The organism is Streptomyces sp. NPDC001904, from assembly GCF_040297005.1.
Classification (GTDB): domain Bacteria; phylum Actinomycetota; class Actinomycetes; order Streptomycetales; family Streptomycetaceae; genus Streptomyces.
Genome location: NZ_JBEOYI010000007.1, coordinates 157,620 through 179,595, shown reverse-complemented (window position 1 = coordinate 179,595; position 21,976 = coordinate 157,620). Strand labels below are relative to the sequence as shown.

Below are 21,976 nucleotides of genomic sequence, written 5' to 3'. Positions count from 1 at the left end.
CGTATGTCGCTCACTGCTGTCTAACATCCGAGCCGATGCCGGGTCAACGAAGTCGTTGGCCCCCCTGCCGCGAGGAGGACGCCCCATGAATGGCACGCCGGTGGACGTCGTCGCGCTCGGCGAGTCCATGGTCACGTTCCGGCCCACCGTGCCGGGACGCCTCGCCGACGTGCCCTCCTTCGACCGCGGGATCGGCGGCGCCGAGTCCAACGTCGCGTGCGTGCTGGCCGCCGGCGGACACCGCACGAGCTGGGTCAGCCGGGTCGGCGCCGACGGCTTCGGCGACCACCTGGTCGAGGCCGTCGGCGGCTACGGCGTGGACGTGAGCGCCGTGCGCCGCGACCCGACCCGCCCCACCGGCATCTACTTCCGCACCGCCGGGGACCGGGGCGGCGACTCCCACGAGGTCGCCTACTACCGCGCCGGATCCGCGGCCTCCGCGATGTCCGTCGACACCCTGGACCTCGACGCGCTGCGCGCCGGACGCGTCCTGCACCTGTCCGGGATCACCGCGGCGCTCTCGGCGGACTGCCTGGAGCTGCTGTACGCCCTGACCGACGGCTCGACGCCGGGCACGGTCTCCTTCGACGTCAACCACCGGCCCGGCCTGTGGCGCACCCCCGAGGACGCGCGGGTCCTGCTCGACCTCGCCCGCCGCGCCGACCTCGTCTTCGTCGGCGAGGACGAGGCCGAGGACGCCTGGGGCGTCACCGGCGGCCCCGACGCGATCCGGGCCGCGCTGCCCGAGCCGACGGTCCTCGTCGTGAAGCAGGGCTCCGCGGGCGCCGTCGCCTTCGATCACGAGGGCCGCCACTTCGAACCCGCCCCGCGCGTCGACGTCGTCGCCGCCGTGGGCGCCGGTGACGCCTTCGCCGCCGGATTCCTCTCCGCGACCCTGCGCGACCTGCCCGCCGCCGCCCGGCTGCGCCACGGCCACCTCTGGGCCGCCGCCGCCCTCACCGTCCCCGGCGACCTCGCCGCGCCCCCGAGCCGCGCCCACGCCGACCGGCTGACCGCCCTCGCGGCGGGCGAGTGGGGGACACTGCACCTCGGCCCCGGCTGGACCGAAGCGACCGAAGCAGCCGACAGCGGGGCCGCCGAGGAGGTACGTACGCCATGAGCCAGACCGTCGACCGCGCGCTCAGCATCCTGCCGCTGCTCGCCGAGGGCCCCGCCGACCTGGGCCAGGTCGCCGACCGGCTCGGCGTCCACAAGTCCACGGCCCTGCGACTGCTGCGCACCCTGCACGAGCACGGACTCGTCCACCGCCAGTCCGACCAGCGCTACCGGCTCGGCGCCCGCCTCTTCGCCCTCGCCCAGGAAGCCGTCGAGAATCTCGACGTCCGCGAGATCGCCCACCCCCACCTCACCGCGCTCAACGAGAAGTGCGGCCACACGGTCCACCTCGCCGTGTACGAGGAGCACGAGGTCCTCTACATCGACAAGGTCGAGAGCCGCTACCCGGTGCGCATGTACTCGCGCATCGGCAAGCCCGTCGCCATCACGGTGGCGGCCGTGGCGAAGCTGCTGCTCGCCGACCGGCCCGAGGCCGAGCGCCGCGCCCTCGCGGAGAAGCTCGACTACCCCATGTACACGGCCCGTTCGACCCCCAACGCGCCCGCCTTCCTGCGGGAGCTGGAGAAGGTGCGCGAACAGGGCTGGGCCACCGACCTCGGTGGCCACGAGGAGTCCATCAACTGCGTCGGGGCGCCCATCCGCGGCGCCGACGGACGCGTCGTCGCCGCCATGTCGGTCTCCGCGCCGAACGTGGTCGTCACCGCCGAGGAACTCCTCACCCTCCTTCCGCTCGTGCGCCGCACGGCGGAAGCGATCAGCCGGGACTACTCCGGTAACCCCCCAACCAAGGAAGCCAGTTCACGATGACCGAGAACGCCAAGACCGCACTCACCCCCGCCACGCACACCACCCCGCCCGCGAAGTTCTCGCACGGCGTCAAGAAGGGCAACATCCTTCAGGTCGCGGGCCAGGTCGGCTTCCTCCCGGCCGTCGAGGGCCAGGCCCCCACCCCGGCCGGCCCGACCCTGCGCGAGCAGACCCTCCAGACCTTTGCCAACGTCAAGGCGATCCTCGAAGAGGGCGGCGCCACCTGGGACGACGTCATGATGATGCGCGTCTACCTGACGGACGTCGACCACTTCGCCGAGATGAACAAGATCTACAACGAGTACTTCGAGGAGCAGGGCCTGACCGCCCCCGCCGCCGCGCGCACGACCGTCTACGTCGGTCTGCCCAAGGGCCTGCTCATCGAGATCGACGCGCTCGCCGTCCTCGGCTGAGCCGCCGCACCGCAGTCTGAACCACCCGCAAGCCGTACGTCGTCACGGCACGGCCCACCCGCTCCCGCAGCGCGGTGCGCCGTGCCGCGATCCCCCCTGCCCCGAAAGCCCATGCACTTACGAGGTCAACGATGTCCCCGTTCGCACTCGCCGCCCCGCTCGCGGCCCCCACCGAGGCACCGCCCCACACCGGCGGCATCCTCACGATCATCGACGGCACGGCCGGTCTGCTGACCGTCGCGTTCCTCGGGATCGTGCTGCTGCTCTTCCTGATCATCAAGGCCCGCATCCAGCCGTTCGTGGCCCTGCTCGCGGTCTCCATAGCCGTCGGCCTCGGCGCCGGCCTGTCGGTCACCGAACTCTTCGGCACCGTCCAGAAGTCCGACGCCGTCTCCACCATCGAGTCCGGCATGGGCGGCACCCTCGGACACGTCGCGATCATCATCGGCCTGGGCACCATGCTCGGCGCCGTCCTCGAGGTCTCCGGCGGGGCCGAGGTCCTGGCCTCCCGCCTGCTGAACCTCTTCGGCGAGAAGCGCGCCCCCCTCGCGATGGGCCTCACCGGCCTGATCTTCGGCATCCCCGTCTTCTTCGACGTCGGCATCTTCGTCCTCGCGCCGATCGTCTACGCGGCAGCCAAGCGCGGCGGCAAGTCGATCATCCTGTACTGCATGCCGCTGCTCGCGGGCCTGTCGATGACGCACGCCTTCCTGCCGCCGCACCCGGGTCCGGTCGCCGCCGCGGGCCTGCTGAAGGTCGACCTCGGCTGGGTCATCCTCATGGGCATCGTCTGCGGCATCCCGGCCGTGCTCGCCGCCTGGGGCTGGGCCGCCTGGATCGGCAAGCGGATCTTCGTCCCCGTACCGCAGGACATGGTGGAGGCCGCCGAGGAGGCGAAGGCCGCCCTGGAGGCCGAGCAGCGTGCCTCGGGCGTCACCCCGACCGAGAAGCCGGTTCCGCTGGGCACCGTGTTCACCATCATCGGTACGCCGCTGGTGCTGATCCTCCTCGCCACGTTCTCCTCGATCGCCTTCGACCCGTCCACGGGCCGCTCGGTCATCGAGTTCTTCGGCCACCCCTTCGTCGCGCTGACGATCGCCCTGCTGATGGCCTACTACCTGCTGGGCATCCGGCGCGGCTGGTCCCGCAAGTCCCTGGAGACGGTGTCGACCGCGTCGCTGAAGCCGGTCGGCAACATCCTCCTGGTGGTCGGCGCGGGCGGTGTCTTCGGCGCCGTCCTCAAGGCGAGCGGCATCGCCGACGCCCTGGCCGACACGTTCAACGGCATGGGCCTGCCGGTCATCGTGCTCGCCTACCTGATCTCGCTGGTCCTGCGCGTCGCCCAGGGCTCGGCCACGGTGGCGATCGTCACGACCGCGGGCATCGTCGCCCCGCTGCTGTCCGAGGGCCACTACTCGCAGGCCTTCACCGCGCTGGTCATCATGGCGATCTCGGCGGGCTCCATCTTCGCCTCGCACGTGAACGACGGCGGTTTCTGGATGGTCGCCAAGTACTTCGGCATCTCGGAGCGCGACACGCTGCGCACCTGGACGGTCCTGGAGTCGGTCCTGTCGCTCGCCGGGTTCGCGGTGGCGGCCGTGGTCAGCCTGTTCGTCTAGACACGGAGAGAGACGGCGCCCTCGCTCACCGTGGCGGGCGGCGCCGTCCCGCCGGTTCGTGACCAGGACGTAAGGGGCCGGGGGGCGCGGGACACAGAGTCGTCCGCCATACTTCGGCGCGTGGAGCAGCGTATGGACAGTCAGAAGGTCACGCCCGTCGCCGGCGCCGGTTTCGACCCGGCGTACGTCCCCGGTCTGACGTCTCCCGCCAAGGAGACGGTTGTCGAGGACGCCCAGGCCACCGAGGCGGAAGCGGACGAGACCCCGGGGGAGGTGAACACGCCGTCCCTGGAGAAGGAGACGCCCGAGCCGGAGGACGCCCGGAGCGCCGCGGCTGCGGAGACGGCCGAGCCGGCCGACGCCGAGGGCGCCGACGACACCGCGTCCGACACGGACGAGGAGCCGGGCGCCGAGAAGGCTGACGAGGCCGAGAAGGCCGCCAAGGCCGTGAAGGCGGAGAAGGGCGACGGCGTCACGCTGGAGGCCAAGGACCGTCGCGGCTCCATCACCGTCGACGCGACCGGCGTCCGCTACACCCTCGACGACCAGGAGGCCGACTTCACCTGGGGCGAGATCAGCGCGGTCGAGTACGGCACCTCGCGCAAGCGCCTCACGGTGACGGTCCACACGCCCAACAGCCGCTGGTACCCGAACGACGTCGAGGCCCCGGACAAGTCCCGCCTCAAGGAGTGGACGGAGAGCCTCGACAAGGCGCTGGACGCCTACTTCGAGGACTGAGCCTCCGGGGTTCCGGCAGCGCCGCCGGGGGAGCGGCGGCGCTGCCCGTTTCGAGGGACGGCCGTGGACTACAGGCCGTGCACGTGGCTCCCGACCGCCGAGGACCAGGCGTTGCCGGCCGTCGCGTCCCAGTTCGTGGACCAGGTCATCGCGCCGCGGATGCCGGGGTACGTCTTCGAGGGCTTGAAGGAGCCGCAGTTCGTGCCCTTGGCGAGGCAGTCGAGGGCGTCGTTGACGACCGACGGAGCCACGTAGCCGCCGCCCGCCGCGCTGGACGAGGCCGGGACGCCGATGCCGACCTGTGACGGGTCGAGGCCGCCCTCCAGCTGGATGCAGGCGAGCGCGGTGAGGAAGTCCACCGACCCCTGGCTGTACACCTTGCCGTCGCAGCCGAGCATCGAACCGCTGTTGTAGTACTGCATGTTGACCACCGTGAGGATGTCCTTCACGGCGAGCGCGGTCTTGAAGTACTCGGCCGACGTGGACTGCATGTCGATGGTCTGCGGCGCCATCGTCAGCACGAAGCCGCTGCCCGCCTTCGCCGCCAGTGACTCCAGCGCCTGCGACATGTAGGTGGAGTTGAGCCCGTTCTCCAGGTCGATGTCGACGCCGTCGAAGCCGTACTCCTGCATGAGCGCGTAGAGGGAGTCCGCGAAGTTCGTGGCCGAGGCGGAGTCGTTGATCGAGACGGTGCCGTTCTGGCCGCCGACCGAGATGACCACCGACTTCCCGGCCGCCTGCTTCGCCTTGATGTCGGCCTTGAACGCGTCCTCGGTGTAGCCGCCGAGGCCCGCCGAGTCGAGCGTGAAGTCGACCGCGCCCGGTGTCGTCGTGGCGTCCGCGAAGGCGACCGCGACGATGTCGTAGTCGGACGGCACGTCGCTGAGCTTCTGGACCGCCGCGCCGTTGTCGAAGTTCTGCCAGTAGCCGGTGACCGCGTGGGCGGGGACGGCGGCCGCGGCGCTCGGCGCGGTGGGGGCCGCGTTCGCGCTGCCGGCCGTGGCCATGAACAGGCCGGTCGCGGCGAGCGCCGTGGCCGTGAACCCGCCGATGAACGTGCCGAGCCGGCCGCGCCGGCGGTGGGAGTGCGTCATTCTCTGCCTCCGAGTGGGGGGAACCGTGGGGGAGTTGGGGAAGCAGCTGCTGGAGATACAAACTGGTCCAGACCAATGCCCGTGTCAAGGGTTCGGACAGTGCGGAGGTGATGGTTCCGCGCCAACTCCTGCCCATCCGGCCATGAACAGTGAGAAGTTGGGTGTTCAGGAGCGCTCACGTGGATATGGTGCTCAGGCAGAACGCCGTCAGGAGGAGCGCAGAGCGACCGGGGGTGCGCGCGTGCCGACCGCCATAGCCGTGACCGACCCCGACCTCGTGCTCATCTCGCCGGACCGGCACACCCCGACAGCCTCCGTGCTGCCCGTGGGGGAGTCGCAGGAGCGGTATCCGCTCGACCGCGCGATCATCGACGTCCACACTCTGATCGAGCAGCACGGCTATGTGATCGTGCTCTGCCCGCAGTCGGCACCGGACGCGGTCCTGCACCGACTGCACGCGATCCGTTCCGTGCTCGAAAGCGACCGGATCGCGATCCTGCGCCCCGAACTCCCGCCGCTCGGACTCGCCGTGCTCGCCCTGCAACTGCGCCAGTTGTCGATCTGCGACTTCAGCCCCGGCGTGCTGGCCTCGGCCGCGCGCCTGCTCGCGCACTATGTGCACGCGGGCGCCGTCGTCGGCTCCGTCGCCAAGCTGGACCGGGTCCCCGTCACCCTGCGCGCGCACGCCAAGTCCTGGTCGCCCGGCGCCCAGTTCGCCGTCGTCGCCTCGCCGCAGCCCGAACTGCTCCGGCTCACCGGGGCGGCCGGCGAGGTACCGGGCGGACCCTCCTTCGGCACGCACCTCTTCTACGCCGCCGGGCAGAGCCCCGCCGACTGGGTCACCGCGACGCTCGCCCCGGCCTGGCGGGTGCACGGGGTGACCGAGGCGCGGCTGCCCGCCGAGTCGGCGCGCTGGTGGGCGACCGGGAAGCCCGGCAGCCCCGGCCGGATCGTGGAGTTCGCCGCCGCGATCCCCGACATCTCCGTCCTCTACCAGCTGGTGTCGTCCGTCCGGCGCGAGGACTGCCGCTGGTGCGGGCTCGAACTCATCGGTGACCGCTGCGGGTTCTGCGCGGCGCCGCTGTCCGCCGACGCGCCCCCCGAGCGGGTGGGCGGCGGGCGGTCGACGGCGGCGCTCCAGCCGGCGGCGGCCTCGGCGCGGGCCGCGCTGCCGCGCGGTCCCCATTGACTCCGTCCCGTCCGTCCCGCCAGCCGTCCCGCCGTCTACCCACGAGGTTGTCCCGTCCATGAACTCACGTCAGCGCCGCGGCGTCATACTCCTGGTCGTCTCGGCCCTGTGCGCCCTCGGTGCCTTCGCCGGTGTGCTGTCGGTGATCAAGGACGTGAACTCCAAGGTGGGCCCGGAGAAGACCGCGTACCGGCTGAAGCAGGACATCGCCCCGTACAAGGAGCTGACGGCGGACCAGTTCGAGAAGGTGGACATGCCCGAGCGCTGGCTGTCGTCCACGGCCGTCACCCGGCTCGGGGAGATCCGCGGCAAGATCGCCGTCACCCAGCTGAAGAAGGGCTCCCTGCTGCAGGAGGACATGATCGTCTCCCGGCCGCGGCTCAAGGCGGGGCAGCAGGAGATCGCCATCATGATCGACGCCGAGACGGGTGTCGCCGGAAAGATCGACCCCGGCTCGAAGGTGAACATCTACGCCACCTTCAAGGCCGAGAACGACAAGCAACGCAACCAGTCCAAGGTCATCGTGGAGAGCGCCGAGGTCATCGACGTCGGCAAGCTCACCCCGATCGACCAGCAGGGGGCCAACGCCTCCGACAACAACGGGGTGCGGCGGCAGGGCGAGGCCGTGCCGATCACGTTCGCGCTCGGCGCCGCCGATGCCCAACGCGTCGCGTACGCCGAGTCGTTCGCCACCCATGTGCGGCTGGCGCTGGTGGCGCCGGGCAGTGACGGGGCGGTGCCGCCGGGGGACCGGACGTACACGCTGGACGAGGACAAGTAGGGGGTCGCGTGATGGTGATGCGCAGGGGTACCCGCGTCCCCGACCGGTTCGGGCGCGGGCCGAGTACGGCTGGGGTCCGGTCGCGCGGGTGCGGCGCCGCTGTGGCGGGTCGCGCAGCTCCCCGCGCCCCTTACGGGGCTGTCCTGGAGGGCGCCGAGTCCGCGGCGGGTGCCGGGGGCGGATCCGTGGGGCGGTGCGCGCAGCGCGGACCGGGGTACCCGTACACCGAGGAGGCCCGGTGACCACTCGTATTCTGCCCGCCGTCGGTGATCCGGACAGCGCCCGCGCGCTGATCACCCTGCTCTCCCAGCTCCCCGACACCGAGCCGGCCCCACCCGTCCCCGACTCCACCGCCCTCCTCGACCTGCTGGCCCGCCTCGCCGCCGAGTCCCTGGACGAACTCCCCGAGGTCGTCCTCGTACACGAACGCATCGGCCCCGTACCCGCCCTGGACCTCATCCGGGACCTGGTGCTGCGCTTCCCGGCGGTCGGCGTCGTCCTCGTCACCGCCGACACCAGCCCGGCCCTGCTCACCGCCGCCATGGACAGCGGCGCCCGCGGCATCGTCGCCTTCCCGCTCAGCTACGACGCCCTCGCCGAGCGCGTGCACGCCGCCGCCTCCTGGTCCGCCGGCATGCGCCGCCACCTCGCGGGGAGCACCGGCAACGAGCTCGTCCCGGCGGGCGGCGGCGGCCGCGTCGTCGCCGTCACCGGCGCGAAGGGCGGCGTGGGCACCACCCTCACCGCCGTCCAACTCGCCCTGGCCGCGCGTGCGTCGGGCCGCTCGGTCGCGCTGCTCGACCTCGACCTCCAGTCCGGCGACGTCGCCTCCTACCTGGACGTCCAGTTCCGCCGCTCGGTCGCCGACCTGGCCGCCATCACCGACATCACCCCGCGCGTCCTCCAGGACGCCGTCTTCACCCACGAGACCGGCATCGACCTCCTCCTCGCCCCGGCCGACGGCGAACGCGGCGAGGAGATCACCGACCGCGTGGCCCGCCAGGTCGTCCACGCCCTGCGCGCCCGCTACGAGGTCGTGGTCGTCGACTGCGGCACGCAGATGGGCGCCGCCAACGCCGCCGCGATCGAACTCGCCGACCAGGCCGCCCTCCTGATCACCCCGGACGTCGTCGCCGTCCGCGCCGCCAAGCGCATGATCCGCCTCTGGGACCGGCTGCAGATCCGCAAGGCCGAGGAGACCCTGACGGTCGTCAACCGGTACGCGCGCTCCGCCGAGATCCAGCCGACCCTGGTCGAGCGCGTCACCGGCACCAAGACGGCCCGCACCACGCTCCCCGCCGCGTTCAAGGAACTCCAGGCCGCCGTCGACGCGGGACGCATGCAGGACCTCGACAACCGTTCCACGGTGAAGCAGGCGATGTGGACCCTGGCCGGCGAACTCGGCCTGGTCGCCGCCCCGGCCCCCGACGCGACGGGCGGCCGCCGCACCCGCCGCCGCGGCGACAAGGGCGCCGTCACCCTCGAATTCGCCGCGATGTTCCCGCTGGTGCTCGTCGTCATGGGCCTGCTGTGGCAGTGCGTGCTGTACGGGTACACGTACTCGCTGGCCGGGAACGCGGCGGACGAGGCGGCGCGGGCGGCGACCTCGGTACAGGCCGGTGGCGGCGACTACGCCGCCGCCTGCAACGCGGCCGGCCACAAGAACCTGCCGTCCGCGTGGCAGAGCGCGGACATCGGCTGTGGTTCGGACGGCACGGTCATGAAGGCCACGGTGAAGGTGGACGTCCCCCTGTTCTTCCCGGGCGTGAACCCCGGCTGGTCCGTCACGGGCACGGCGGGCGCGGCTGCGGAGACGGACCAGTGACAGCGCCCGGGCCACGGGGCGCCGCCCCGGACCCCGCTCCTCGATCGCCGGAGGGGCACGACGGGGCGAACCGGCGCTTCACCGGCGACCGGGGCGTCTCCATGCTGGAGTTCGCCGGGTTCCTCCCCTTCCTCCTCGTCGTCGGCATGGCGGCGATCCAGCTCGGCCTCGTCGGCTACGGCGCCAACCAGGCCGGCAGCGCCGCCCGCGCCGGAGCCCGCGCCGAGTCACTGAACACCGGATCGGGCCCGGCGGCGGCGACCGCCTCGGTGAGCGGCTGGCTGGAACCGGCACCGGGCGCGTGCGGCGGTGACCCGCTGGTCACCTGCACCGTCACCGTCCACGTGAAGGCGATCATCCCCCTCTTCGACGGCTGGAACATCAGCCGCACCGTGACCATGCCCAGCGACCAGACCGACCAAGGGAGCTGACATGAGCCTGCGCTCCAGAGTGGTGGCCACCCGCGACCCCGCCGGAGGCGAACCGTCCCGCGACGACGGCCTCGTCGCCGTCTACCGGGCCAAGCTCCTCGAAGAGATCGACCTCGCCGAGATGTCGACCCTCGCGGCGGCGGACCGCCGGGTCCGCCTGGAGCGCGTCCTCGGCCACATCATCAGCCGCGAGGGCCCGGTCCTCTCCTCCACCGAACGCACCCAGCTGATCCGCCGGGTCGTCGACGAGGCACTCGGCCTCGGCATCCTGGAGCCGCTCCTCGCGGACGCCTCCATCACCGAGATCATGGTGAACGGCCCCGACGCGATCTTCGTGGAACGGGCGGGCCGCGTCGAACAGCTCCCGATGCGCTTCGCCTCGTCCGAGCAGCTCATGCAGACCATCGAACGCATCGTGTCCACCGTCAACCGCCGCGTCGACGAGTCCAACCCCATGGTCGACGCCCGCCTGCCCACCGGCGAACGCGTCAACGTGATCATCCCGCCGCTCGCCCTGACCGGCGCCACCCTCACCATCCGCCGCTTCCCGCGCGCGTACAGCCTCAACGAACTCCTCGACCTCGGCTCGCTCGACCAGCACATGCTGATGCTGCTCGCGGCCTGCGTCCGGGCCCGCTTCAACATCATCGTCAGCGGCGGCACCGGCTCGGGCAAGACGACCCTCCTCAACGCCCTCTCCGCGCTGATCCCGCCGCACGAGCGCATCATCACCATCGAGGACTCGGCGGAGCTCCAGCTCCAGCAGGACCACGTCATCCGCCTCGAATCGCGCCCGGCGAACGTCGAGGGCAAGGGCCAGGTCACCATCCGCGACCTCGTCCGCAACAGCCTGCGCATGCGCCCCGACCGCATCATCGTCGGCGAGGTCCGCGGCGGCGAGACGCTGGACATGCTTCAAGCCATGTCCACGGGCCACGACGGCTCCCTCGCGACGGTCCACGCCAACACCGCCGAGGACGCCCTGACCCGCCTCCAGACGCTCGGTTCGATGTCCGAGGTCGACGTCCCGTTCGAGGCCCTGCGCGACCAGATCAACTCGGCGGTCGACGTCCTCGTCCAGCTCACCCGGCACGCCGACGGCTCCCGCCGGGTCACCGAGATCGCCCTCCTCGTCAGCCACGGCCGCGAACAGTTCACGATCGCGACGGTGTCCCGCTTCGCCGCCCAGCCGCACACGTACGGCGACACGGGCCCGCGGCGCGTCCACGGCTACTACGAGCACCTGCCGCTGCCCCGCCGGGTCGCCGACCGGCTGTACGTGGCGGGGGAGTCGGTCCCGCCGGCCTTCGGGGTGGTCGAGTCCGTCGACGTACTCAACACCAGGGAGGCCACGGGATGACGTCCGACCACGCGGCGGAAGGTGCGGCATGACGAACCCGGTCCTCATCGCCCTCGCCGCCACCGTCCTGGCCTGCGTCGTCGCCGTCGCGGGCGTGCACGTCTACGCGTCCGGGCGCGCCCAGCGCCAGGCCCTCGTCGACCGCCTCGACGACTACGCGGCCGGTGGCTACGGCAGCGGCGCGGGCGGCCGGACCCGGCGCTTCCGCTCCGTCGACCGCCGCCTGCGCCGCACCCGCCTCGGCAAGGCGCTGCAACTGCGCCTCTCCGCCACGGGCCTGGACCTCACCCCGGGCGAGTTCTTCATCTACGTGGCCGTGCTCGTCGTCGCCCTGTGGCTGGTGGCGGCGACGGCCCTGGCCCCGTTCTTCGGGCCGATCGCGGGCGCCGTGGGCATCTGGAGCGCCGTCATCTTCCTCAACTGGCAGCGGCAGAAACGCATCGAGGCATTCATCAACCAACTCCCTGACGTGGCACGCCTCCTGGCGAACGCCACGGCCGCGGGCCTCGCCCTGCGCACCTCGCTGGCGATGGCGGCGGAGGAGCTGGAGGCCCCCGCGGGCGAGGAACTCTCGCGGGTCGCCGACCAGTTGTCGCTCGGGCGCTCCGTCGACGACGCCCTGGACGAACTGGCGGCCCGCCTCCCGTCCCGCGAACTCATCGTCCTGGTCACGACGCTGGTCCTGGCGAACAAGGCGGGCGGCACGGTCGTCTCCTCCCTGCGCAACCTCACCCAGACCCTGGAGGACCGCAAGGAGACCCGGCGCGAGATCCGCACGATGCTCTCCGAGGTCAACGCGACGGCCTTCACGGTTCCGCTGCTCGGCCTGGGCTCGCTGATCCTCATCAACTCGTCGAACGACGGGGCCCTGGCCCGGGTGACCGGCTCCGCGATCGGCCAGACGCTGATCCTGGTCTCCCTCGGCCTCTATGCGATCGGGTTCTTCGTCATCCGCCGCCTGGGAAAGATCGAGGTCTGAGGCGTCCATGTCCACCACCGTCATCGGCCTCCTCCTCGCCCTCCTCATGGGCCTGGCCGTCCTCGGCATCTTCCTGGGCGTCCGCATGTACCGGGCCGACGCCAAGATCCCCAGCGACCTCGCCCTCGCCCTGGAGGTCGGCGCCAGCCGCGTCTCGGCCCCGTCCTCGGCGGTCGACCGCCTGGGCATGCGGTTCGCCCCGCTGGTCCTGCGGCTGATGGGCCCGCGCCGGGTCGACGCCAAGCGCCGCCGCATCGACATGGCGGGCAACCCCGGCGGTCTGACCATCGACCGGTACGCGGCCCGGCGTGCGGTCTACGGCGCCTTCGGCCTGGTCATGGGCCTGGTCTTCCTCTCCGTCGGCCGGCCCCTCTTCGCCCTCTTCACCTTCGCCTTCGGCGCGCTCGCCGCCGACGCGCTGATCCTCCAGGCCATGCGCGAACGCAAGGACGTCATCGACCGCACCCTCCCCGACTTCCTCGACGTCCTCGCGGTCGTCGTCTCGGCGGGCCTCGGCTTCCGCCAGGCCCTCGACCGGGTCGCGGAGAAGTACGAAGGTCCCTGGGCGGACGAACTCCGCATCACCCTGCGCCAGATGGACATGGGCGTCCCGCGCCGCCAGGCGTTCGACGAACTCCGCCGCCGCAACTCGTCCGAGCAGGTCGCGCAGTTCGTCTCCGCCCTCCAGCAGGGCGAGGAACTGGGCTCGCCCATCGCGGACACCCTCATCCAGCTGGCCACGGACATGCGCCGCACGGACGCCCAGAACTCCCGCCGCCGCGCCGCCAAAACCATCCCGAAGGCAACGATGGTCACCCTGGTCTTCATGCTCCCGGCCACCATGATCCTGATCGGCACGGGCATGTTCCTGGGCTCGGGCTCCAACTTCGGCTCAATATTGGGGCGTTGACTGACTACAGTGTTCCCTAGTGTGGTTGGCGGTTGCGAACGCGGCGGGGGTGGGCGCGGGATGCGATCGACAACACAGGTGACACGGCGGACAACGCGAAATCAACTTCCGGTCAAGCGACAGCAGTTAATTGTCGAATCCGCATACAAGCGGTTGCTGGTCGCGTACGTTGCGTACGGTACGCGCGCGAGCGTGGCCGTCGTACGGGGAAGGGGAGATCGTGACCAGGGATCGGCTCATCGAGGTGTGGGTCAAGTGGACGGTTTCGGTGTCGGAGCGGGTTCGCGGAGCGCGGCGAGATTCTGGTGCCGGGTTCGTGGAATATGCGGGGCTGATGATTCTGATCGCGGGGATTTTCGTGGCGATCGATCAGCTCGGGCTGAACGGGCGCATCTCGTCCGCCATCAGCGGTGCGGTGGACGACGTGGTCGGCGGCTGAGGCTCACCGACGATCGAGGCTCGACGCTGCCGATCTATATCTGGCTCACCGGGATTCTGCTGTTCACCGCGTTCGCCTTCTTCGCCTTCGCCCAAGCCGCTTCCGCGCGCAATGGCGCCCAGTCCGCCGCAGACGCGGCCGCGCTGGCTGCGACCCAGTCGGCGCGGGACGAACTCATGGACGGCCTGGGTAAGGCTCTCGATGATGGCGGCGACTGGCTCGACTGGCTGAATGGGCAGGACGTCGCGGGGGCCAACGTGGAGGCCGCGGCCGGTCAGCTGGCTGCCGAGAACGACTCCGATGTCATCGCGGGTCCTGACGCCACACAGGTCGACGGGTTTCCGGGCTACCGGGTCGAGGTCCGGACGCGGTTCACGGTCGGCGACACGATCATCCCCGGTACGGAGAACAAACACGCGACCGCGCACGCCACAGCGGTCATCCAGCCCCGCTGTGATTTTCCTGCGGATGCCGACTTCAAGAAGGTTGTCGAGCTCGACTGCGACGGCACTCCGTTTGAGATCGACCCCGAGGATTTCCATCTGGAGGACCTGCCCGACGCGTCGGCCCTGTTCTCCGTCCACCTGGCCGACTGACGAGAAAGGGAAGCCGTAGCGATGAACCTTCGGCGCACTACGACGACCCGCCGGGCACTGGCCGCGGTGGCGATCACGACAGGTCTCGTCCTCTCCGTGGCCGGTTGCGGCGGTGACGGAGACAAAGGCGATGACGCCTCGAAAACGTCGGCGCCCGCGCAGAAGGAGAGCGACCGAGAGTCAACGGCGTCCCAGTCCCCTGAGAAGCAGACGCTGGCAGAGGTGAAGAGCAACGGCGTCACGCTCACCGTCACATCCGCGACGCGCGACCAGGGCGGCTTCATCACGCTGAACGGTCAGGTGACCAACGGGACGTCGGCCCGCTGGCTGGGCCTGGACTGGGCCAGCGACGAACAGGAATTGCGCAAGAACGGTGGATCCCTTGCGGGTGCCAGCCTCGTGGACGAGGCGGGGAAGAAGAAGTACCTGGTCCTGAGGGACACCGAGGGCCGCTGCCTCTGCACCAAATTCCAGGGCGGAGTGCCGCAGGGCGACACCACCGAATGGTTCGCCCAGTTCCCCGCACCCCCGCAAGGAACCACCTCCGTCCAGCTCCAGGTCCCCACCATGCCCCCGGCCCAACTCGACATCACCGAGGGCGAATGACATGCCCCGCCACCACCTGACCGCCGCGACGCTCACGGTCCTCCTGCTCGCCACCGGCACCGCGGTGGCCCACGCCGACGACAAACCCTCCGCCCCGCCCGGCAGCACCACCACGTCGGCGCCCCCGGACGTCGACGCCAACAGCCCCGGTCTCAAGCTCGCCGACGGCGCGACGCTGGCGCCCGCCAAGGTGCTGGACATCAAGTCGGTCGTCGAGGACCTCTCCGGCGACGAACGCCGCTCCGACACCAACGAGACCGTGACGTTCGCCCTCCAGGCCGAGGTCCTCTTCGCGAAGGACAGCGCCAAGCTCAACCCCGACGCACAGTCCCGCATCCAGGCGATCGCCGACGAGATCAAGTCCCAGAAGGCCGCCACGGTCCGGGTGTTCGGGTTCACCGACAACCTGGGCTCGTACGCGCACGGCCTGACGCTGTCCAAGAAGCGTGCCGAAGCGGTCCACGACCAGCTGACGACGGCCCTCGGCGCAGCCGGTGGAGAGGTCACCTTCCAGGTCCGGGGCTACAGCGAGGACTACCCGATCGCGGACAACGGGAGCGAGGAAGGCCGCAAGAAGAACCGGCGCGTGGAGGTCTCGTTCCCGAAGAGCGGCTGAGCCGCGCCGGGACTCACTTCTTCCAGTAGGCCATGTCCACGCTCAGGAAGGCGATGTCGGGCATGGCGGTCGACTTCACGTCGATGACGAGGGAGGCGAGCCGTCCGTCGCCGCTGCGGACACAGAACTGAGTGCCGACCGCCGAGGCGGCCAGCGGCCACGTGTGGCTCTTCTTGCCGGTCTTGGTCCTGGTCATGAGGTCGCACATCTCGCGGTCGGCGTCCGGCTTGCCGAAGATCTGCATGAACACGGCGGTGTCGCTGGTCAGTTCGCAGCCGGCCTGCTCACAGGAGAACCGGATCTCACCCTTGCGGTCCTTGCGCTGGTACGGGTCGTCGAAACTCAGCGAGTTCTTCGCGTCCAGCCACATCTGCGACTTCCCGTAGACCGTCGGCTCCGCGGCCGGGGTCGAGGCGGCGCCGGAGCCCGCCGTCCCGGCCGCCTTGCCGGTGCCGTCGTCGGCGGTGTCCGCCTTCGCCTCCGCCCCGGACCCGGACGCCGTCCCGGACGCCGACCCGGAGGGCGTTGCACCGGCCGCCACCCGGTCACGGTCACCGTCACCCTTGCCGCGGCCGAACATCCCGCCCGGGTTCAGCCCCGTCCAGACCAGCCCCGACAGCACCAGCACCGCCGCCGTCACGGCCGCGCCGACCGCCAGGCGGGCGCCGCGTCTTCGCGCGGGCGGCCCGCTCGGCTCGGTGGGCGGCGCCCACGGATCCCGGGGGCCTTGCGGCGCGGTCACCGTGAACGGAGCCGTATGCGCGGCGGAACCGGCACCGTCGGCCGGAGCGGCGACCGTCACCGCCCCCGAAGCCGCCCCCGAAGCCCGGTCCGGCCCCGGAACCGGCACCTCCGTCCCCACCACCTCCCGCCACACGGCAGACCCCCCACCCGCGTCCACGGCACCCCCGAGCCGCTGCCGGCACCACTCCACGATCTCCGCGGGAGTGGCCCGGTCGGCCGGGTCCTGGGCGAGGCAGCGGGCGATCAGCGGGCGCAGCTCCTCGGGGAGCGGCGTCAGGTCCGGCCGGGAGTGGACGATGCGGTACAGGACGGTGACCCCGGGGCCGTCGCCGTACAGCGGCGTGCCGAGCGCCGCGAACGCCGCCGTCTGGCCGAGCGCGAAGACGTCCGTCGCCTGCGTGACCTCGGCACCGGACGCCTGCTCCGGTGCCATGTACTGGGGTGTGCCGATGGCCAGGCCGCCGCTCGTCGCGGTGTACGAACTCAGCCCCGACGCCAGGGAGATGCCGAAGTCGATGACGCGTGGGCCGTCGGCGGCGAGCAGCACGTTCGACGGCTTGAGGTCGCGGTGCACGACCCCGGCCGCGTGGATGGCCTGCAACGCCTCGGCGACGCCCGCCATCAGCCACAGCACCGCCGTCGCCGGCAGCGGCCCGCGCCGCGCGACCGCCTCCGACAGGGAGGGGCCGGGCACGTACAGCGTGGCGAGCCACGGCGGATCGGCGTCCGCGTCCCCGTCGATCAGCTCGGCCGTGTACGCGCCCCGCACCCGCCGCGCCGCCTCCATCTCCCGGCGGAAGCGCCGCCGGAAGGACGGGTCGTCGGCCAGCTCGGAGCGGACGACCTTGAGCGCCACCGGGCGGCCGCCCTGCGTGTGCGACAGATAGACCCGGCCCATGCCGCCCGCGCCGATCCGCGCCGCCAGCCGGTAACCCGCCACCTCCGCCGGATCGTCGGCCTGCAACGGCCCGAAACCGGCGGCGGTCGCGCCCGCCCCGGCGTCCCCCCTGAGATCCATGCTCCCCAGGCCCCTTCCCCTGCACCCCTGAGCCCCGGTCAACCTTTGGTTGACCCGTGTACTGGGCATCAGACTATGCCGACGGGAGGGCCGACCCCGGACAGCCTCTAGAGCCGCACCGGCAGCGAGTCCACCCCGTACACGATCGACAGCTTGCGGAACTCCAACTCCTCGGTCGGTACCGCGAGCTGCAGGTCGGGGAAGCGGCGCACCAGTTGGGGGAAGGCGGCGCGCAGTTCCATCTTGCCGAGTTCGGCGCCGATGCAGCGGTGGATGCCGTAGCCGAAGGCCAGGTGGGAGGCGGTGGGCGGGCGCGAGGGCAGGAAGGCGTCCATGTCGTCGCCGTCCCCGCCGAGCCGCGGGTCCCGGTCGGCGGCGCTGAGCGACACGATCACGATGTCGCCGCCGGATATCGGTACGCCGCCTATCTCGACGTCCTCGCGCGCGAACCGCGGGAAGGCCGTCTGCACGACCGTCAGATGGCGCAGCAGCTCGTCGACGAACGGCGCCGCGACCGCCGCCGGGTCCTCCGCGTCGTGCAGCGCCGCGAAGTGCTCCCGGTCGCTGAGCATGATCATGGTGCCGAGCGCGAGCATGCTCGCCGTCGTCTCCAGACCACCGGTCAGCACCCCGTCCGCGAGGCCGGTCAGCTCCTCGTCGGTGATGTTGTCGCCGTGCTCGCGCACCAGCATGCCGAGCAGGCCCTCGCCGGGATCGCGCCGCTGCTGGGCGACGACCCCGCGCAGGTAGTCCAGCGACTGCGACACGGCCCCGAACGACGCACCGGCGCCGCCCAGCACGTCGAAGCGGGCCACGGAGAACTGCTGGAACGCCTCCCGCTCCTCGTAGGGGACGCCGAGCAGTTCACAGATCACCAGCGCCGGCACCGGCATCGCGAAGTGCTCGACCAGGTCGGCCGTGCCGTCGGGCGACTCGCGCACCGCCTTCTCCAGCTGGGCCAGCTGCTCCTCGACGATCGCGTGGATGCGCGGCGTGAGCCGTGAAAGCCGGCGCATCGTGAACTCGGGCGTGAGCAGCCGGCGCAGGCGGGTGTGGTCCGGCGGGTCGCAGAAGCCGAGCCCGCCCGGGTTCTGATCGGCGCCGGCGCCGCCCACGCCCACCAGGTGCCGGAAGTCGTTGCTGAACGCCTTGGCGTTGCTGAGGACTTCCTTCGCCTCGTCGTAGCCCGACACCAGCCAGACCGTCATGCCGGGGATCGGCAGCCTGCTGACCGGCTCCCGGTCGCGCAGCGCGCCGATCTCGGGAACCGGGTCGACGCCGTCGCGGCGCAGCGGCAGCAGCGCGCCGTCGGGCAGCTTCGACAGGATCGACAGATCCAGGCCCGTCCCCTTTCTCCGCAGCCGGGAGAAGTAGAGGCGGGTCAGCCAGCTCGCTATCGCGGAACGTGCAGATCGTACGTACATGTGCTCGCGTCTCTGCGGTGAAGTGGGACGGACGGGCCCGATGTGGGGGACGTGGGCCGAGGTGGTCGTGCGGCGGGGGTGCGTCAAGGGTATGTGCGGCCCCGGGGTGCCCGGGAAGAGGGCCAGCCCCTGAGAAGACCCTGTGGACATCCCCCGTACATCCCTGAGGACACCCCCCTGGCACCTCTCCCTCGTCCTACCGGGGCAGCGGCGGCAGGAAACCGGTCGCGCCGTCCGTCAGCTCCCGCAGGATGTCCATGTGGCCCAGGTGCCGGGCCGTCTCCTCCACCATGTGCACCAGCACCCAGCGCATCGACACCGTTCTGCCGTCCCAGGCCGTGCCCGTCTCCTCGAGGCCGGTCTCGGCGATGACCCGGTCGGCGGCGGTGCGCGCACGTGCGTAGAAGGCGAGGAGGCTCTCGACCGTCTCGTCGTCGGAGGCCACGATGTCCTCGCCCTTGAACGGGTTGAACCACAGCGGCTCGCTCTCCCGGCCGAACGTGTCGCAGAACCAGCCGTACTCGACCGACGCCAGATGCTTGACCAGCCCCAGCAGATTGGTCCCCGACGGCGTCAGCGGCCGCCTGGCCCGCTCCTCGTCGAGCCCGTCGAGCTTCCACACGACGCCGTCCCGGTGCCGGTCGAGCGCCACGTGCAGGCTCTCCTTCTCCGTGCCCTCGTACGGGACGTGCCGCATCGTCGGCCTGCTGGTCATCGCTGGTCCTCCCCTGTCCGGTGGGCAGAAAGTAGCAGGGCCCCCGGACAGCGCAGGCGCAGGGAAAAGGGGAGGAACGCTCCGGTTTCCCCTGCGACCATGGGTGTCATGAACGGCAAGGAGAACAGGGACACCGGCGGCACTCCGGGACCGGCGGGACGCACGGAGCGGACGGCCGACAGGGCCTACGAGGACCTGGTCGCCGAGGCGGTCGCCGCGCCCACCGAGGGCTGGGACTTCTCCTGGTTCGAGGGCCGCGCCACCGAGGAGCGGCCCTCGTGGGGGTACGCCCGGCTGATGGGGGAGCGGCTCGCCGGCGTCGACGCGGCGCTCGACCTGCACACCGGCGGCGGCGAGGTGCTCGACCTCGCCCCGAGCCTGCCGCGCCTGATGGCCGCCACCGAGGGCTGGCCGCCGAACGTGGCGAAGGCCTCCCGCCGGCTCGCCCCGCGCGGCGTGGTCGTGGTCGCGTCCCCCGACGACGCCCCGCTGCCCTTCGCCGACGCCACCTTCGGCCTGGTCACCGCCCGCCACCCGGTCAGGGCGGACTTCCCCGAGATCGCCCGCGTGCTGCGCCCCGGCGGTTCCTACGTCGCCCAGCACGTCGGCCCCAGCAGCGTGTTCGAGCTCGTCGAGTACTTCCTCGGCCCGCAGCCGGAAGAAGTGCGCCGGGGCCGCGGCCCGCAGGCCGAGGCGGCACAGGCGCGGGCGGCGGGGCTGGAGATCGTCGACCTGCGCGCCGAGCGGCTGCGCATCGAGTTCTTCGACATCGGCGCGGTCGTGCACTTCCTGCGCAAGGTCGTCTGGATGGTCCCGGGCTTCACCGTCGAGGCGTACGAGCCCCAACTGCGCGCCCTGCACGAGCGGATCGGGAAGGAAGGGCCGTTCGTGGCCCACAGCTCCCGCCACCTGATCGAGGCCCGCAAGCCGTGACCGCCGCACCTCGCTGAGCAAACGGTGCAAACCGGGCGCCTGGAGCAACCGATTCCGCATCGTTACCGAGACGCACTCGATCCCCACGTAAACCTCACGTAAGTTCAGACCAACGGCAATTCGCGCCAGCAAAGCTGCGCGGCGGTACCGTGCGGTGGAGGGGGCCGTGCGGTACCGCTTGCCACCTCCCGGGCCCGGCGCCGCCGCCACGCGACCCGAATGCGCCATATCTGCGACGCCCTTTGCGGGCGGCCCCGGCGGCGTCAACCTTGCGCCTGACACGGGAGAGGGACCCCGAATCCCCGGCGAAGAGCCTGTGGAGAAGGTGTCAAAGACGCCTGTGAGCCCGCTGTGCAGCGGCCGGAAAGCTACCTCCAGCAGTCGCCGGGCGATTGCGGAGAGTAGTTGTGGCACGCCGAAGGAGGCATCCGCACTTACGAAGGGTTATGGTGGAAACCCCCCCTCGGGCCGGTCCGTCTCCCCCCCACGGACCGGCCCGTTTTTTGTCCGCACATACGGACACGACAAGCCCCGCTCAGGGGCCCGCCGGGGGCGAACCGGATCAGCTGCGCCCGGCCCAGATGTTCGTACCCGGCGTGGAGACCGCGAACGAGTCGATTTCGGTCAGTTCCTCGTCGGTCAGAGCGGGCGCGGTCAGCGCCGCCACGTTGTTCTCCAGCTGCCGCACGCTGGAGGCGCCGATCAGGGCCGACGTCATCCGCTCGTCGCGCAGCACCCAGTTCAGCGCGAGCTGGGCCAGGGACTGGCCGCGGCGCTGCGCGATGTCGTTCAGCCCGTTCAGCCGGCGCACCACGTCCTCGCTCAGCAGATTCGGGTCGAGCGACTTGCCCTGCGTGGCGCGCGAGCCCTCCGGGATGCCCTTCAGGTACTTGTCCGTCAGCAGGCCCTGCGCGAGCGGCGCGAAGGAGATGCAGCCCATGCCCGCCGTCTCCAGGGTGTCGAGCAGGCCGTCGTCCTCCGTCCAGCGGTTGATCATCGAGTACGACGGCTGGTGGATCAGGGCCGGGACGCCCATCTCCTTGAGCAGCCGCGCGGCCTCGGCCGTCTGCTCGCTGGTGTACGACGAGACGCCCACGTACAGCGCCTTGCCCTGCTGCACCGCCGAGGCGAGCGCGCCCATCGTCTCCTCGAGCGGGGTGTTCGGGTCGAAGCGGTGCGAGTAGAAGATGTCGACGTAGTCCACGCCCATCCGCTTCAGCGAGGCGTCCAGCGACGACAGCAGGTACTTGCGGCTGCCCCACTCGCCGTACGGGCCGGGGTGCATCAGATAGCCGGCCTTGGTCGAGAGGACCAGCTCGTCGCGGTACGGGGCGAAGTCCTGCGCGAAGAGCTTGCCGAAGTTCAGCTCGGCCGAGCCGGGCGGCGGGCCGTAGTTGTTCGCCAGGTCGAAGTGGGTGACGCCCAGGTCGAAGGCGCGGCGCAGGATCGCGCGCTGGGAGTCGAGCGTGCGGTCGTCCCCGAAGTTGTGCCACAGGCCGAGCGAGATCGCGGGCAGCTTCAGGCCGCTGCGGCCGGTGCGCCGGTACTCCATCGCGTCGTAACGGTCGGCCGAGGCCACGTAGGGAGAGGTGTCGTTCATGGGTACGAAGCTACGTCAGTGCGCCGTCGGTGCACCGACACCCCACAGCTCCCACCCGGTTC

General features: G+C 71.3%; 22 protein-coding genes. 17 read left to right on the top strand and 5 right to left on the bottom strand.

The features are described from left to right. The first annotated feature begins 85 nt into the window (after positions 1-85). From ABT127_RS14090 to ABT127_RS14070, 5 genes are all read left to right on the top strand, one after another. Positions 86-1,120 (top strand): sugar kinase, encoded by a 1,035-nt coding sequence (locus ABT127_RS14090; RefSeq protein ID WP_351448603.1) that lies wholly within the window; start codon positions 86-88, stop codon positions 1,118-1,120. After that, entirely contained in the window at positions 1,117-1,884 is a 768-nt protein-coding gene (locus ABT127_RS14085) for an IclR family transcriptional regulator (RefSeq protein WP_351448601.1), read from the top strand. Before ABT127_RS14090 ends, ABT127_RS14085 begins: the two co-directional genes overlap by 4 nt. Continuing rightward, entirely contained in the window at positions 1,881-2,297 is a 417-nt protein-coding gene (locus ABT127_RS14080; protein WP_351448599.1) for a RidA family protein, read from the top strand. Before ABT127_RS14085 ends, ABT127_RS14080 begins: the two co-directional genes overlap by 4 nt. Positions 2,298-2,428: 131 nt before the next feature. Beyond that, complete coding sequence (locus ABT127_RS14075) at positions 2,429-3,916, top strand: GntP family permease (RefSeq protein ID WP_351448597.1); 1,488 nt, start codon at positions 2,429-2,431, stop codon at positions 3,914-3,916. 120 nt (positions 3,917-4,036) lie between these two features. Beyond that, entirely contained in the window at positions 4,037-4,654 is a 618-nt protein-coding gene (locus ABT127_RS14070; RefSeq protein WP_351448594.1) for a hypothetical protein, read from the top strand. Positions 4,655-4,722: 68 nt separating this feature from the next. Here ABT127_RS14070 and ABT127_RS14065 read toward each other — a convergent pair whose 3' ends face one another. Next, complete coding sequence (locus ABT127_RS14065) at positions 4,723-5,748, bottom strand: chitinase (protein ID WP_351448591.1); 1,026 nt, start codon at positions 5,746-5,748, stop codon at positions 4,723-4,725. A 241-nt stretch (positions 5,749-5,989) separates the two neighbouring features. On the opposite strand from ABT127_RS14065, the gene ABT127_RS14060 reads away from it, so the two are divergent. The 11 genes from ABT127_RS14060 to ABT127_RS14010 all read left to right on the top strand — a co-directional run bounded on the left by ABT127_RS14060 (position 5,990) and on the right by ABT127_RS14010 (position 15,480). Then, positions 5,990-6,937 carry a hypothetical protein gene (locus ABT127_RS14060; protein ID WP_351448590.1) on the top strand — a complete coding sequence of 316 codons (948 nt, stop codon included), beginning with the start codon at positions 5,990-5,992 and terminating at the stop codon, positions 6,935-6,937. Between the two features lie 58 nt (positions 6,938-6,995). Further along, positions 6,996-7,718 carry a Flp pilus assembly protein CpaB gene (gene cpaB, locus ABT127_RS14055; RefSeq protein WP_351448588.1) on the top strand — a complete coding sequence of 241 codons (723 nt, stop codon included), beginning with the start codon at positions 6,996-6,998 and terminating at the stop codon, positions 7,716-7,718. 238 nt (positions 7,719-7,956) lie between these two features. Then, on the top strand, positions 7,957-9,543 hold the full coding sequence (locus ABT127_RS14050; RefSeq protein ID WP_351448586.1) for a CpaE/TadZ family protein: 1,587 nt from the start codon (positions 7,957-7,959) through the stop codon (positions 9,541-9,543). Beyond that, entirely contained in the window at positions 9,540-9,974 is a 435-nt protein-coding gene (locus ABT127_RS14045) for a TadE/TadG family type IV pilus assembly protein (RefSeq protein ID WP_351448584.1), read from the top strand. The genes ABT127_RS14050 and ABT127_RS14045 overlap by 4 nt, the downstream gene beginning before the upstream one ends. A gap of 1 nt (position 9,975) precedes the next feature. Then, positions 9,976-11,334: a TadA family conjugal transfer-associated ATPase gene (locus tag ABT127_RS14040; RefSeq protein ID WP_351448583.1), complete on the top strand. Its 1,359-nt coding sequence runs from the start codon at positions 9,976-9,978 to the stop codon at positions 11,332-11,334. Between the two features lie 28 nt (positions 11,335-11,362). Next, the gene (locus tag ABT127_RS14035) at positions 11,363-12,313 is read left to right on the top strand and encodes a type II secretion system F family protein (RefSeq protein WP_351448581.1); all 951 of its coding nucleotides are present in this window, start codon (positions 11,363-11,365) and stop codon (positions 12,311-12,313) included. Positions 12,314-12,320: 7 nt separating this feature from the next. Next, positions 12,321-13,223, top strand: coding sequence for a DUF5936 domain-containing protein (locus tag ABT127_RS14030; protein ID WP_351448579.1), 903 nt, complete (start codon positions 12,321-12,323; stop codon positions 13,221-13,223). Between the two features lie 238 nt (positions 13,224-13,461). Beyond that, the gene (locus ABT127_RS14025) at positions 13,462-13,662 is read left to right on the top strand and encodes a hypothetical protein (protein ID WP_351449082.1); all 201 of its coding nucleotides are present in this window, start codon (positions 13,462-13,464) and stop codon (positions 13,660-13,662) included. Then, the gene (locus tag ABT127_RS14020) at positions 13,659-14,258 is read left to right on the top strand and encodes a pilus assembly protein TadG-related protein (protein ID WP_351449080.1); all 600 of its coding nucleotides are present in this window, start codon (positions 13,659-13,661) and stop codon (positions 14,256-14,258) included. The genes ABT127_RS14025 and ABT127_RS14020 overlap by 4 nt, the downstream gene beginning before the upstream one ends. Positions 14,259-14,480: 222 nt before the next feature. Beyond that, entirely contained in the window at positions 14,481-14,864 is a 384-nt protein-coding gene (locus ABT127_RS14015; RefSeq protein ID WP_351448576.1) for a hypothetical protein, read from the top strand. A gap of 1 nt (position 14,865) precedes the next feature. Continuing rightward, complete coding sequence (locus ABT127_RS14010) at positions 14,866-15,480, top strand: OmpA family protein (RefSeq protein ID WP_351448573.1); 615 nt, start codon at positions 14,866-14,868, stop codon at positions 15,478-15,480. A 13-nt stretch (positions 15,481-15,493) separates the two neighbouring features. Here the strand turns inward: ABT127_RS14010 and ABT127_RS14005 are convergent, their stop codons facing one another. From ABT127_RS14005 to ABT127_RS13995, 3 genes are all read right to left on the bottom strand, one after another. Further along, positions 15,494-17,242: a serine/threonine-protein kinase gene (locus tag ABT127_RS14005; RefSeq protein ID WP_351448570.1), complete on the bottom strand. Its 1,749-nt coding sequence runs from the start codon at positions 17,240-17,242 to the stop codon at positions 15,494-15,496. Positions 17,243-17,349: 107 nt separating this feature from the next. Then, a complete protein-coding gene (locus ABT127_RS14000; protein WP_351448567.1) occupies positions 17,350-18,666 on the bottom strand; it encodes a cytochrome P450 in 1,317 nt (438 codons plus the stop codon). 196 nt (positions 18,667-18,862) lie between these two features. Next, complete coding sequence (locus ABT127_RS13995; protein ID WP_351448564.1) at positions 18,863-19,381, bottom strand: DinB family protein; 519 nt, start codon at positions 19,379-19,381, stop codon at positions 18,863-18,865. A gap of 108 nt (positions 19,382-19,489) precedes the next feature. Between ABT127_RS13995 and ABT127_RS13990 the strand changes: the two genes are divergently transcribed. Beyond that, a complete protein-coding gene (locus tag ABT127_RS13990) occupies positions 19,490-20,314 on the top strand; it encodes a methyltransferase domain-containing protein (protein WP_351448561.1) in 825 nt (274 codons plus the stop codon). 562 nt (positions 20,315-20,876) lie between these two features. On the opposite strand, the gene mgrA is transcribed toward ABT127_RS13990, so the two are convergent. Then, positions 20,877-21,914, bottom strand: a complete 1,038-nt coding sequence (gene mgrA, locus ABT127_RS13985; protein WP_351448559.1) for an L-glyceraldehyde 3-phosphate reductase — start codon at positions 21,912-21,914, stop codon at positions 20,877-20,879. Between the last annotated feature and the right edge of the window lie 62 nt (positions 21,915-21,976).